This window comes from Lysinibacillus sp. K60 (genome assembly GCF_019731275.1).
Classification (GTDB): Bacteria; Bacillota; Bacilli; order Bacillales_A; family Planococcaceae; genus Lysinibacillus; species Lysinibacillus capsici.
Genome location: NZ_JAASJR010000005.1, coordinates 105487 through 118270, shown reverse-complemented (window position 1 = coordinate 118270; position 12784 = coordinate 105487). Strand labels below are relative to the sequence as shown.

Below are 12784 nucleotides of genomic sequence, written 5' to 3'. Positions count from 1 at the left end.
TCATCACACAACGATTCTGAGTGTGCCATGATGTTTAAGTGACATATTCTTCCGCAACCAAATACGTGTAAAACACCCCAACGACTTAATTAAGGTAAGTCGCCTTTTTACCAAGAATTAATTGATGTTGAATATATTTTTTAAGATATTGAATGAAGTGAGCTGTATTGTAGTTATAAGTTTCTGTTGTTCTAATTGAATAATTTTTAATCTGTAATGCGAATGTAAATTCTTTCAACAAATCTTTAATAAGCACGAAAAACCCCCAATCTACAAGTGTTTATCACACTTATAAATCAGAGGTTCAAATATAAAAGCTGTATTTTACTAAGTTCAAAGCATTTTCGCTTCAATCAAATACTTATTTTAAGTTATAGAATGAATTTAAACCAAGATACTCTGCTGTTGAACCAAGTTGATCTTCGATGCGAAGAAGTTGGTTGTATTTAGCTACACGGTCTGTACGTGATGGAGCACCTGTTTTAATTTGACCAGCATTTGTTGCAACAGCGATATCAGCAATTGTCGCATCTTCTGATTCACCAGAACGGTGAGAAATAACCGCTGTGTAGCCTGCACGTTTGGCCATTTCGATTGCTTCAAATGTTTCAGTTAACGTACCGATTTGGTTTACTTTGATCAGGATTGCATTTCCTACACCTTGCTCAATACCTGCTGATAATTTTTTCGTATTTGTTACAAATAGGTCATCACCTACTAATTGTACGCGTTTGCCGATACGGTCTGTTAATAGCTTGTGTCCAGCCCAGTCGTTTTCGTCTAAGCCATCTTCAATTGAAATGATTGGGTATTTATTTGTTAACTCTTCGTACCAATCAACCATTTCTTCAGAAGTTTTGACAACACCTTCACCATCTAAGTGGTATTTGCCATCTTCTTTATTGAATAGTTCAGAGGATGCTACGTCCATTGCAAGTTTCACTTCGTCACCTGGTTTGTAGCCTGCTTTTTCAATCGCTTCTAAGATCACTGTAATTGCTTCTTCGTTAGAGCCTAAGTTTGGTGCGAAACCACCTTCATCACCTACTGCTGTGTTGTAGCCTTTTGCTTTTAGAACAGCTTTTAGGCTATGGAAAATCTCCGCGCCAATACGTAATGCATGACGGAATGATTCTGCACCAACAGGCATAACCATGAATTCCTGAATGTCTACATTGTTATCTGCGTGAGCACCACCGTTTAGGATGTTCATCATTGGTACTGGTAATTGCTTAGAATTGAACCCACCAAGATATTGATAAAGAGGTACATCTAAATAATCTGCCGCAGCATGTGCAACTGCCATGGATACACCTAGAATTGCGTTGGCACCAAGCTTGCCTTTGTTTTCCGTGCCATCTAGCTCGATTAAAGCTTTGTCGATGACTACTTGATCAAGAACAGAATAGTTACCTTCTAATTCTTCCGCAATAATTGTGTTTACATTTTCAACTGCATTTAATACACCTTTGCCTAGGTAACGAGATTTGTCACCATCGCGTAATTCTACCGCTTCGTATTCACCTGTTGATGCACCTGATGGTACGATTGCGCGGCCAAATGCGCCTGATTCTGTAAATACTTCAACCTCTACTGTTGGGTTCCCACGTGAGTCTAAAACTTCGCGCGCATAAACTTGTGTAATAAATGGCATAATTAATTCTCCTCTTTTTCAATTAATGATTGTCCTGTCATTTCAGTAGGCTGTGACACCTCTAATAATTCTAACATGGTTGGCGCTAAATCGGCTAAAATACCACCATTTCTTAACATTATATTTGATTTTGTCACAATTACTGGAACAGGATTTGTTGTATGAGCTGTCATTGGCTCACCTGCTAAAGTTAACACTTCATCAGAGTTGCCATGGTCAGCTGTAATAATAGCTGCGCCACCTTTTGCAAGGAGTGCGTCTACTACTTTCCCTAAGCATTCATCTACTACTTCAATGGCTTTAATTGTTGGCTCCAGCATTCCACTATGACCAACCATATCAGGGTTGGCAAAGTTAAGAATAATGCCATCAAATTTTTCAGCCGCAATTTCTGCAAGTAAGGCTTCTGTCACCTCATAGGCAGACATTTCAGGTTTTAAATCGTATGTCGCCACCTTTGGAGAATCAATTAAAATACGTTCTTCACCAGGGAATTTTTCCTCACGTCCACCACTCATAAAGAATGTAACATGTGGATATTTTTCAGTTTCCGCAATCCGCAACTGTGTTTTCCCATTCGTCGCTAATACTTCACCAATTGTATTTTTCAAGTTGTCATTTTCATAAGCAACCTGTGCGTTGACTTCATCACTATAGTGTGTGAAGGACACAAATTTTAAATTCTTTGGATGATTTGCAGATATAGCAAAGCCATCGAATGCTTCATTTGTAAAAACTGTTGACAGCTGAATTGCACGATCAGGACGGAAGTTAAAGAAAATCACTGCATCCTGATCGCCAATTGTTGCTACTGGCTCGCCATGCTCTTGAATGCTAAATGGGATGACAAATTCATCTGTTACCTCACGCTCATAGGATGCTGCTACACCACTTTTAGCACTTTCTGCTGTTTGACCGACGCCATCCACCAGTACATTATAAGTCAGTGCAACACGATCCCAACGTTTATCACGATCCATTGCATAGTAACGTCCATGAATCGAAGCAAATTGCCCTATACCTATTTCAGCCATTTGCTTTTCAGTTTCTTCGATATAGTCTAATGCTGTTGTTGGACCAACATCACGACCATCTAAGAAGCCATGTACATAAACTTCCTCTAACCCCTGCTGTTTAGCTAGCTTTAATAGAGCAAACATATGCTCATAGTGACTATGAACACCACCGTCTGATAATAAGCCCATAACATGTAGCTTTGACTGATGAGCTTTCACATGTGCTACTGCATCTAAAAAGGCTTGATTCGTAAAGAAATCTCCATCACGAATAGATTTATTTAAGCGTGTTAAGCTTTGATATACGATACGTCCTGCACCGATATTTAGGTGCCCCACCTCGGAATTCCCCATCTGTCCTTCAGGTAATCCAACGGCTTCTCCTGCTGCTGTTAATGTCGCATGAGGAAATTGATGCCAATATCGATCAAAATTTGGCTTATTCGCCTGTGCTACTGCATTCCCGAATATTTCATCTCGAAATGCAAAGCCGTCTAAAATAATTAATGCTACTGGCTTTTTAGGCATTTGCTGCCGCCTCCAATAATGTTAAATAAGATTCTGGTTGTAAGCTTGCTCCACCAACTAAAGCACCATCAATATGTTCTTTGGATAAAAGCTCCTGAATGTTATCAGGCTTAACACTGCCACCATATTGAATGCGGACGGCATTCGCAGTTTCAGCATTATATAGCTCTTCTACTACTGCCCGAATCGCTCCGCATACTTGATTTGCATCGTCTGCCGTAGCCGTTTTACCAGTACCAATCGCCCAAATCGGTTCATACGCAATGACCATATGCTCTACTTGCTGTGCTTCAAACCCAGCAAGTGCTGCTTTAATTTGGCCAGCCACTTTTTGCTCTGTTGTGCCTGCTTCACGTTCTTCTAGTGTTTCGCCACAGCAAATAATAGGTACGATAGTATGTGCAAGTGCTGCTGCTACCTTCTTATTAATCGCTTCATCTGTTTCATTGTAGTATTCGCGACGTTCAGAGTGTCCTAAAATGACATAGTCAACATCCACACTTGCTAGCTGTGCTGGACTAATTTCACCCGTAAAAGCACCTTCATTTTCATAGTGCATAGTTTGTGCACCAATTGCCAGCTCTGACTCACTAGCAACTTGCACAAGTGTAGGTAGGTAAAGAGCTGGTGCGCAAATAACAGCATCTACTTTGTCATTGGAAGGAAGTTTTTCTTGTACAGCATCTACAAACTGAATAGCCTCTTCAAATGTTTTAAACATTTTCCAGTTACCTGCAATAATTGGTTTACGCATCATTTTGCCTCCGATTAGCTTATTTATCGTTTAGTGCTACAATCCCTGGAAGCTCTTTGCCTTCCATTAATTCTAAGGAAGCACCACCACCTGTAGAAATGTGATCCATCTTATCTGCTACTTCAAATTTTTCAACTGCCGCAGCTGAATCACCGCCACCGATTACTGTGTAGCCAGCTGTTGTTGCCATTGCATCAGCAACTGTTTTTGTGCCGTTTGAAAATTTGTCCATTTCAAAGACACCCATTGGTCCATTCCAAATGATTAATTTAGAGTTTTTGATAACTTCTGCATAGTTTGCAGCCGTTTTAGGTCCAATATCTAGACCCATCCAATCAGCTGGAATAGCATCTACATCAACGACTTTTGTTTCAGCATCCTGTGAAAATTCATTTGCCACAACAGCATCGACTGGCATATGTAATTGCACACCTTTTGCTTTTGCCTTCTCAATAAAGGACTTTGCTAGCTCAATTTTATCTTCCTCTAGCAATGATTTACCGATATCGTGGCCTTGTGCCTTAATAAATGTAAAGGATAAACCACCACCGATAATTAAGTGATCTACTTTTTCTAATAGGCTTTCAATAACACCAATTTTATCTTTTACTTTGGCACCACCAATAATGGCTGTAAACGGATGCTCAGGGTTAGACAATGCCTTACCTAGTACATCTAATTCCTTTTGCATTAAGAATCCAGATACAGCTGGAATATGCTTAGCAATTCCTTCTGTAGAAGCATGAGCTCGGTGGGCTGCACCAAAAGCATCATTAACATAAATATCTGCTAGCTGAGCAAATTGCTGTGCTAATGTTGGGTCATTTTTTTCTTCACCAGCATGGAAGCGTACATTTTCAAGCAGTAGAATGTCTCCATCTTGCATATTTGCAACGGCTTCTTCCACTGCTTGCCCAATGGATTCATCAAGCTTCGTAACAGGCTTGCCCATTAGTTCCGCTAAGCGAATGCCAACAGCTGTTAAACGCATATCTTCTTTTACTTCACCTTTTGGACGACCTAAGTGAGAAGCTAGAATAACTTTAGCTCCCTGCTCTACTAAATACTCAATTGTAGGAATCGCTGCACGAATACGCGTCTCATCGGTAATAGCACCGTCTGCCATTGGTACATTGAAATCTACACGTACAAAAACGCGTTGACCCTTAACATCAATATCTTTCATTGTTTTCTTATTTAACATGAAGAAACTCCCTTCAAAGTTTGTTTTAGTCTTACACTCTTGTGTTTTACCCATCTTGGCTCTACACCATGCTTACTAAATTGAATAGTCATTTTGGTACTTTTTCAGCGTCACTATCTCGTGTAAGGATGATTCTCCAACTTTTGATAATGAACCCTAATACTTGTTTTTATAGTAGCAAAAGTTAACTGCGATGTCTTGCAATCAACATGTATCAATTACGCCTCAGTGTATTTAACTCCCGATTTTTTCCGAACTTGTTCCTCTTCAAAATCTGTTACATTCACTGAGGCTTTTACCTTAATTCAGTCGGTGATTTTACATCAATGAATCAAGAGAGTAATTTGTGTATTCATCTCACCACCTATAGAGGTGGGCGTTTCTGCTGAATCTAGAAAAAAGGAGTAAGGGTTATCCCTTACTCCCAATACCCTTGTATATTATATCTATTCGATATTATAAAGGCTATACTTTTTGTGCATAAAAAGCAGTAATATGTCACACTTTTTACTCAAAATGTCGAAATATGATACTTATTTATGGTTTAAGCCTTGTTCAGCAATGTATAAAGCTAGGTCCATTAAGCGAGTAGAGTAACCAATTTCGTTATCATACCAAGCTAAAACCTTCACCATTTTGTTTTCTAACACCATTGTTGAAAGGCCGTCTACCGTAGAAGAATAATGGTTACCGTTATAATCAATTGATACTAATGGTAGCTCATTGTAATCTAAAATGCCTTTTAATTCATTTTCAGAAGCTTCTTTTAATGCTGCATTAATTGTTTCTTTCGATACATCTGCTTTTAGTTCTACAACTAAGTCAACACATGATACGTTAGGTGTTGGCACACGCATAGAGAAACCATCTAGCTTACCTTTTAATTGTGGCAATACTTTTGATACAGCTACTGCTGCACCTGTTGTTGTTGGAATCATAGACACTGCTCCAGCACGTGCACGACGAGGGTCAGAGTGTGGGAAGTCTAGAATTCGTTGGTCATTTGTATAAGAGTGAATTGTTGTCATCATACCACGTTCAATGCCAAATTTCTCATCAAGTACTTTAGCTACTGGTGCTAGACAGTTTGTTGTACAAGAAGCATTGGAGATCACATCATCAGTTGCTGGGTTATAATCCTCATGGTTTACACCCATAACAAATGTAGGCATTGCCCCTTTTGCTGGTGCTGATAGAATCGCTTTTTTCGCCCCTGCTTCAATATGCTTGCCTACTTCTTCCATTGAACGGAATCGACCCGTACATTCAAGCACTACATCTACGCCTAATTCGCCCCATGGTAATTGTGCAGGATCTTTTTCAGCATATACTTTTACACGTTGACCATTTACTACGAAAGAATCTTCATCTGCATTGACTTCAGCATCATAGATACCGTGTACTGAATCATATTTCAATAAGTGCGCAAGCTGACCAGCATCTGTTAAGTCGTTTACGGCTACTACTTCAAATTCATCATGCTTCATTGCCTCACGAAATACTAAACGTCCAATACGTCCAAATCCATTAATCGCTAATTTTAATGCCATTGTTAATTCCTCCAATAATGTGTGATGTCTGTCTCTATGAATAGAGACATCAAAATTTACTTTATGCTCATTCAAAAAATGCTTTAGCACTTTCTGAGATCGAGTGACATGTTTACAACTTTGCCATCATTCAAGATGGTTATTTTCTATAGAAGATATTTTAGCAGCAATTGCTTTGGCCGCTGCTTCATCTGTTACAAATATGGTTTGCTTAGGTGCTACTTTAAAATAAGAAAGCATTGCATTGACCTTCTGTTTTCCTGCTGCAACTGCAATGACCTGTTCACTGTTTTGTACCTGCTCAAGCTGGATACCAATTGTGCGTATACGATGTACTATTTCTCCATCGGCATTGAAATAATAGCCGAAAGCCTCACTCACAGCACCTTTTTCCTCAAGAATTCGCAAATCCTCAGGAGATGAGTTACGACGAATAGCCATTTCCTCTGCGGAGCCAATCCCATGAATGACGCAATCTGCTTGATCATAGAAGGCCATCATTTCTGTAACCATCGGCTCTGTTAGCATCGCTTGATAAGCTTGCTCACTTAAATGCTCGGGTAAAAATAAAGTACGATATTGTGTTTCCATTTGCATGGCAAATGTTGCAACAAGTGTATTGGCCTGCATTTGCATTTCATGTCCAATCCCCCCGCGTGCAGCGACAAAAGTGATATCCTTTTGTCCGTCTAAAGGATGTAAAAACTGCGCAAGTGAGGCAACAGATTTTCCACCAGTGACAGCTACAACTTGCCCATCAAAAGCAGTCGACATAAATTGCAATGCTGCTTCTTTGCCGAGCATGGTTAGGATTGTATGATCCTCATTGTAATCACCAGGAACTACGACTACACGTTGGATGCCAAAGTGGCTTTCAAGCACTTTTGCAAGCTGGGTTAAACCAGACCATTCATAAACGATGGCTCTTAATTTTTCAATGACTATTACACCATCATCTGTACATACCATACCCGACTTTTGCGCATCTAATAACCCTTGCTCACGTAAAATATCAGTTTCTTTACGTATTTCTCTTTCTGTCATTTTCAGTGAATCAGCTAGTGTACGTCGTCCAATTGGTTGCATGAGTTGAACGGCTTGCAATATTCGATATCTTGCTTGCAGAAGCGGATACATTTCAGGAAGTAGCCTTTGCTGTGCCTCTGGAACAGTTAACATATCTATCTACTCCCCTAATTAATAGTTGTGGGTTTATTTTTAACCCACTTAATTATTTTGTGTCCCACTTATGGTTTTATTATAATATGCATTGTTTTAAAGTGCAAGTAGTTGTCTTGTTCTGGATAAAAAAAGCCTCATAGCTCTAAAAACAGCTACAAGACTTTGTTGTACTTATTTAGTAAAAGATAAAATCGCATTCTTTTTAAAACCTTCTAAAGCTTTTGTTGCTTCAGTTTTATTTGTAAACTCAAAAATACGAACGTCCTTTTTCTCAAATACTGTAATAACCCACATTGTAAAATCTCCCTTCACATCATTCATTTTTGTAATATAACAACCACTAAAATTTGTGATACATTCGTTAAACTGTTTTATAACAACTTCTTACTTGATATTTATTCTACTCCGATTTTTAGGAAAAGAAAGAGTAATGTGAAGGTCTTCACAAACTGTTCAAAATCAAACCGCTTTCATTGAACAATTTGTGAATTGTGAGAATGACACCTAATAATAAAGTCATTTATACCGTTAATAACTCTTTATACTTTCAGCAGATTAACTGCCTAATCGCTCCATTAACGTGGCATAATCTAAATGACCATACTGCATGACATCACCTTCTTTTTCAACTACCGGAATCATTAGCATATATTTTTCATGTATGCGATCATCCTGCTCAATATCAATTATTTCAATATCAAATAGAACATCTTCCTGAACAAGCTTTAATGTCTGTAATCCTTCTACACATAACGGACAATTCGCCCTACTAAAAAATTTAATTTTCATAGATAGCACCTCCTCCTTTATTATAAACGATGTGGCAATGAATAAATGGCTACTATTATTTGATGATGGTTATTTGAGCTGTCTTAGCCTGAGCCGTGCTGGAATGTTAAAGTTGTTACAGCTAAATTCAAAAATTCCTGCGCTGACACACGTTCTTCTTGTGCTATTACGCTGCTATTTGTTTCATTGGTAGCACGAACATCTTGCATTGTTGCAGGAATAACTACAGAGGTTGTTAAAATAATTGCTAACGATGCAGATAAAAATCTTTTTTTCAAAATGATTCCTCCCTATATCAGTTTACGTTATATCGATTGTCGATATATTTAAATTATAACAATTCTAGCATTATTGTAAATAATTGAGAGGTTTTTAATGGAGCCAAAATGAAAGCGAACTAAATAGAATAGTTCGCCATTACCTCTATTAAAATTTTCTGCTTGCTCCCCCACCAGCAGAAGATCCCCCACCAAATCCGCCAAAGCTCCCCCTACTCGAATGTCCTCCACCAAAACTACCTGGATAACCGCCATAGCCTCCAGAGCGAGGACCTCCGCCACCTTTCGAAAAGAATGAATAGATAATAATAACAATGATAATGATTAGGATAATTAACCAAGTGGGTATGTCATCCTCTTCTTTTGTTTGCGCCGGCAAATCACCGTTCCAATTATACTCTTGGGCAACAGCGCGAAAAACTTCAGAATAAGTTGCTTGAAAAGCTTGATCTAAATTACCAGTACTTGCTGAGGGATAAAATGCATTATCTAAAATGCGTCCTAATTTACCATCTGGTAATGCTCCCTCTAATCCCTGACCCACGGCAATTACAACGTCGTTATTTCCTTCCCCTTGACCTAAGGTAGCTAAAATCAAGACACCGTTATTTTTTTCCTTGTCACCAATGCCCCATGAACGAATCAATTTTGTCGCATACATTTTCGGCTCTTGTCCATAAAGACTATCAACTGTGACTACCATGATTTCAGCACCAGTGCCTTGATCCAACTGCTCGGAATAATGATTTAGCTCTTCTTTAACATTGACAGAAATTACATTGGCAAAGTCATGTATATACGTATTTTTCATCGGTGATGGCATCGTTGCTTCTGCTAGATTCGAGAAAAAAAGAAGCACCAAACAAACGATGATCATCTGTACAATGCAACGTTTCATTAATGTGTACCCGATTGACTAAAGTCGATAGATGGTGCTTTGTCAGCTCCTGCTGCGGCTTTAAAGTATTCTTTTTGTTCAAAACCAAACATCCCTGCTATTAAATTCCCCGGGAAACGTTTAACATGTTTATTAAATTGCTGTACCTCATTATTGTAATCCTCACGTGCTACAGCCAGCCGATTTTCGGTACCTGCTAGCTCATCCATTAACTGGCGGAAGTTTGCATCTGCCTTTAAGTTTGGGTAATTTTCTACAACTACTAGTAAACGACTAAGAGCGCCAGTTAATGCATCATTGGCAACAGCTTGCTCCTCTGGTGAGCTTGCATTTCCCATTTGTGCACGTGCCTCCGTTATATTTGCTATCACCTCTTGCTCATGATTCGCATAGCCTTTCACAGATTCCACTAGATTGGGAATCAAATCATAGCGACGTTGGAGCTGATTTTCAACTTGTGCCCATTTAGAATCAACATTTTCCTCAGCTGTCACCAGGCTATTATATTTAGGTATAAATAATAAGGCGATTACAACAAGAATGATGACAATTATTCCAATTGGTCCAAGTAACTTTTTCAAATTTAAGCCTCCTTGACTTGCTTTTCCTTCTATCTTTAGTCTACATTTTTACCTTTACATTTATACCGTATGAAATCGAATTGACACGCCATACTAAATACTGCAACAAAAAATTATTGAGGAGGCGTTTTTTTTGTCACAATCGTTTTACAATGAATCATCAAACCAAACAAATTTAAATCAACAACATAGCCTAAATCATGGTGGACATGAAATGATGGACATGCATGAAACAATTGGCGAAATTATTGCAGGTATGAACCAAGCGATTATTTTGCGTCCCCATGTAAAAGATCCTGAATTACTCAACATCTTGGATCGCCAATATAATTTCACTCTTGGTATGTACAATACGATCGTTGAGTCCTTTAAAACAGGACACGATCCATCTGTTCCAACAGGACGCTACCAGATGGAAACAGGAAATGATTTCATATATGGCCTAAACCCTGGTCAACCAAAAAAGCCAATGCAAAACGCTAATGAAATTAATGATGAAGCTATTTCTGGATTTTTACTCGGTGCTCAAAAAGGAGCAGCAAAATGTATGACAACTGCTGCGTTGGAGACAACAAACCCTGTAGTTCGTCGCGTTGTTGCGGATAGTATTCCTAACTGCATTGAAATGGGATACGAATTATCCATTTATCAAAACAAACACGGCTATTATCAGGTGCCTCAGTATTCCCAACAGGATATGCAAACGATGCTGAATGCATTCGACACAACATCTAATCCCCTTCATTAAATAACAACAGAGCATGGTGAATATTCACCATGCTCTGCTGTTTTTAGCACAAAAAAAGCGAACGACATGCTCGTTCGCTTTTTCTGCTTTATAATACTTTTCCTAAAAATGCTTTCGTACGGTCGCTTTGTGGATTACCGAATAGTTCCTCTGGAGACCCTTCTTCTACAATATAGCCCCCATCCATGAAGACTACTCGATCGCCTACTTCACGAGCAAAGCCCATTTCATGTGTCACAACAACCATTGTCATCCCTTCAGCTGCTAGATTTTTCATAACATCGAGCACCTCTTTTACCATTTCAGGGTCAAGGGCTGAAGTTGGTTCGTCAAATAAAATAGCTTTTGGCTTCATTGCTAAGGCACGAGCAATCGCCACACGCTGTTGCTGACCACCAGAAAGCTGCTCAGGATAATTATAGGCCTTGCTGTCGAGCCCAACCTTGTTTAATAGTTCATGTCCTAGAGCTTCTGCGTCTGTACGACTCATTTTACGAATTTGCATAGGTGCCATCGTGACATTATCGATAACAGTCATATGCGGGAATAAGTTAAATTGTTGGAACACCATACCCACTTCAGCGCGTATTTCATTGATATTCGTTTTAGGATCATTAATTTTTACATTTTCAATATAAATAGCACCATCCGTTACTTCTTCTAACATATTGATACAACGGAGAAATGTACTTTTTCCTGAACCAGATGGCCCAATAACACAGACAACTTGTTTTTCTTGAATTTCATAATCGATTCCTTTTAATACTTCAAGCTTGCCAAAGTATTTGTGTAGGTTTTCAATTCTTATCATCTTGCTTCCCGCCCTTCTACCTTAGCTTTACGAGGGACGTAACTATTGCTAAATCGTTTCTCGATAAATGCTACAATCTTCGTTACACCATATGTCAACACTAAATATAATAATGCTGCAACGATATACGGTTCCCAGAAGCGGAAGCTTGCACCAGCTACGACCTTACTAGCATATAAAATATCTGGTGCTGCAATTACAGTTACGAGTGAAGAATCTTTTAATAATGCAATAAATTCATTCCCCAATGGCGGAATCATACGTCTAAAAGCTTGAGGCAAAATGACCTTACGCATTGCTTGGTTATGCGTTAATCCAAGAGAACGAGCAGCCTCCATTTGCCCTTTTGCAATACTTTGAATCCCTGCACGGAAAATTTCCGCATTATAAGCAGCACAGTTTAAAATAAGCGCTGTAATCCCTGATACCATATAACCTAAAGAATGACCAAAAATTGTTGGAATAACTGCTAAGTGAATTAACAAGATTTGTACAAGCATCGGTGTTCCACGGAATAAATCGATATATAGTTTAGATGGCCAATAAATCCATTTCTTACTCGATAATTTTCCAAGGCCTAAAAATAGCCCTAATAGAATACCGCCAAAATAACCACTAAGTGTCAAAATAAGTGTTACGCCAATACCTCGTATAAACATATCTCGGTAGTTCCAGACAATGTCCCAGCGTAAGTCAAAGATGTCCATCCGAAAACCCCATTCCCCTTTAAATTACGATTAATAAATGAGCCGTTAGCACAGTTACTATGTTAATAGCATCATTTCATTCAT

General features: G+C 38.8%; 14 protein-coding genes. 1 reads left to right on the top strand and 13 read right to left on the bottom strand.

Annotated elements, in window-relative coordinates; translation table 11 throughout:
- Positions 1 to 361: 361 nt before the first annotated feature.
- From eno to HCH28_RS12390, 11 genes are all read right to left on the bottom strand, one after another.
- A complete protein-coding gene (gene eno, locus HCH28_RS12435; RefSeq protein WP_221681187.1) occupies positions 362 to 1654 on the bottom strand; it encodes a phosphopyruvate hydratase in 1293 nt (430 codons plus the stop codon).
- Between the two features lie 2 nt (positions 1655 to 1656).
- Complete coding sequence (gpmI, locus tag HCH28_RS12430) at positions 1657 to 3198, bottom strand: 2,3-bisphosphoglycerate-independent phosphoglycerate mutase (protein WP_221681186.1); 1542 nt, start codon at positions 3196 to 3198, stop codon at positions 1657 to 1659.
- Positions 3191 to 3952, bottom strand: coding sequence for a triose-phosphate isomerase (gene tpiA / locus HCH28_RS12425; protein WP_048390882.1), 762 nt, complete (start codon positions 3950 to 3952; stop codon positions 3191 to 3193). Before tpiA ends, gpmI begins: the two co-directional genes overlap by 8 nt.
- 19 nt (positions 3953 to 3971) lie before the next feature.
- On the bottom strand, positions 3972 to 5156 hold the full coding sequence (locus HCH28_RS12420) for a phosphoglycerate kinase (protein ID WP_221681185.1): 1185 nt from the start codon (positions 5154 to 5156) through the stop codon (positions 3972 to 3974).
- Between the two features lie 533 nt (positions 5157 to 5689).
- Positions 5690 to 6706, bottom strand: coding sequence for a type I glyceraldehyde-3-phosphate dehydrogenase (gene gap, locus HCH28_RS12415; protein WP_004228061.1), 1017 nt, complete (start codon positions 6704 to 6706; stop codon positions 5690 to 5692).
- 126 nt (positions 6707 to 6832) lie between these two features.
- Positions 6833 to 7885, bottom strand: a complete 1053-nt coding sequence (locus HCH28_RS12410) for a sugar-binding transcriptional regulator (protein ID WP_221681184.1) — start codon at positions 7883 to 7885, stop codon at positions 6833 to 6835.
- Positions 7886 to 8059: 174 nt separating this feature from the next.
- A complete protein-coding gene (locus tag HCH28_RS25035; RefSeq protein ID WP_004228055.1) occupies positions 8060 to 8182 on the bottom strand; it encodes a hypothetical protein in 123 nt (40 codons plus the stop codon).
- A 261-nt stretch (positions 8183 to 8443) separates the two neighbouring features.
- Positions 8444 to 8677, bottom strand: coding sequence for a glutaredoxin family protein (locus HCH28_RS12405; RefSeq protein ID WP_221681183.1), 234 nt, complete (start codon positions 8675 to 8677; stop codon positions 8444 to 8446).
- A gap of 83 nt (positions 8678 to 8760) precedes the next feature.
- Positions 8761 to 8955, bottom strand: a complete 195-nt coding sequence (locus tag HCH28_RS12400) for a hypothetical protein (RefSeq protein ID WP_255601261.1) — start codon at positions 8953 to 8955, stop codon at positions 8761 to 8763.
- Positions 8956 to 9103: 148 nt separating this feature from the next.
- Positions 9104 to 9853, bottom strand: a complete 750-nt coding sequence (locus tag HCH28_RS12395; protein ID WP_221681182.1) for a TPM domain-containing protein — start codon at positions 9851 to 9853, stop codon at positions 9104 to 9106.
- The gene (locus tag HCH28_RS12390) at positions 9853 to 10434 is read right to left on the bottom strand and encodes a LemA family protein (RefSeq protein ID WP_221681181.1); all 582 of its coding nucleotides are present in this window, start codon (positions 10432 to 10434) and stop codon (positions 9853 to 9855) included. Before HCH28_RS12390 ends, HCH28_RS12395 begins: the two co-directional genes overlap by 1 nt.
- Positions 10435 to 10567: 133 nt before the next feature.
- On the opposite strand from HCH28_RS12390, the gene HCH28_RS12385 reads away from it, so the two are divergent.
- Complete coding sequence (locus HCH28_RS12385; RefSeq protein WP_221681180.1) at positions 10568 to 11182, top strand: spore coat protein; 615 nt, start codon at positions 10568 to 10570, stop codon at positions 11180 to 11182.
- Between the two features lie 88 nt (positions 11183 to 11270).
- Here HCH28_RS12385 and HCH28_RS12380 read toward each other — a convergent pair whose 3' ends face one another.
- Both HCH28_RS12380 and HCH28_RS12375 read right to left on the bottom strand, forming a co-directional pair.
- On the bottom strand, positions 11271 to 11993 hold the full coding sequence (locus HCH28_RS12380; RefSeq protein WP_221681179.1) for an amino acid ABC transporter ATP-binding protein: 723 nt from the start codon (positions 11991 to 11993) through the stop codon (positions 11271 to 11273).
- Positions 11990 to 12700 (bottom strand): amino acid ABC transporter permease, encoded by a 711-nt coding sequence (locus HCH28_RS12375; RefSeq protein WP_004228035.1) that lies wholly within the window; start codon positions 12698 to 12700, stop codon positions 11990 to 11992. The genes HCH28_RS12380 and HCH28_RS12375 overlap by 4 nt, the downstream gene beginning before the upstream one ends.
- Between the last annotated feature and the right edge of the window lie 84 nt (positions 12701 to 12784).

Bases quoted from the DNA above. Each gene is read 5' to 3' on its own strand.
- eno (WP_221681187.1), bottom strand. From the start codon at position 1,654: ATGCCATTTATTACACAAGTTTATGCGCGCGAAGTTTTAGACTCACGT.
- gap (WP_004228061.1), bottom strand. From the start codon at position 6,706: ATGGCATTAAAATTAGCGATTAATGGATTTGGACGTATTGGACGTTTA.
- HCH28_RS25035 (WP_004228055.1), bottom strand. From the start codon at position 8,182: ATGTGGGTTATTACAGTATTTGAGAAAAAGGACGTTCGTATTTTTGAG.
- HCH28_RS12395 (WP_221681182.1), bottom strand. From the start codon at position 9,853: ATGAAACGTTGCATTGTACAGATGATCATCGTTTGTTTGGTGCTTCTT.
- tpiA (WP_048390882.1), bottom strand. From the start codon at position 3,952: ATGCGTAAACCAATTATTGCAGGTAACTGGAAAATGTTTAAAACATTT.
- HCH28_RS12410 (WP_221681184.1), bottom strand. From the start codon at position 7,885: ATGTTAACTGTTCCAGAGGCACAGCAAAGGCTACTTCCTGAAATGTAT.
- HCH28_RS12420 (WP_221681185.1), bottom strand. From the start codon at position 5,156: ATGTTAAATAAGAAAACAATGAAAGATATTGATGTTAAGGGTCAACGC.
- HCH28_RS12375 (WP_004228035.1), bottom strand. From the start codon at position 12,700: ATGGACATCTTTGACTTACGCTGGGACATTGTCTGGAACTACCGAGAT.
- gpmI (WP_221681186.1), bottom strand. From the start codon at position 3,198: ATGCCTAAAAAGCCAGTAGCATTAATTATTTTAGACGGCTTTGCATTT.
- HCH28_RS12380 (WP_221681179.1), bottom strand. From the start codon at position 11,993: ATGATAAGAATTGAAAACCTACACAAATACTTTGGCAAGCTTGAAGTA.
- HCH28_RS12405 (WP_221681183.1), bottom strand. From the start codon at position 8,677: ATGAAAATTAAATTTTTTAGTAGGGCGAATTGTCCGTTATGTGTAGAA.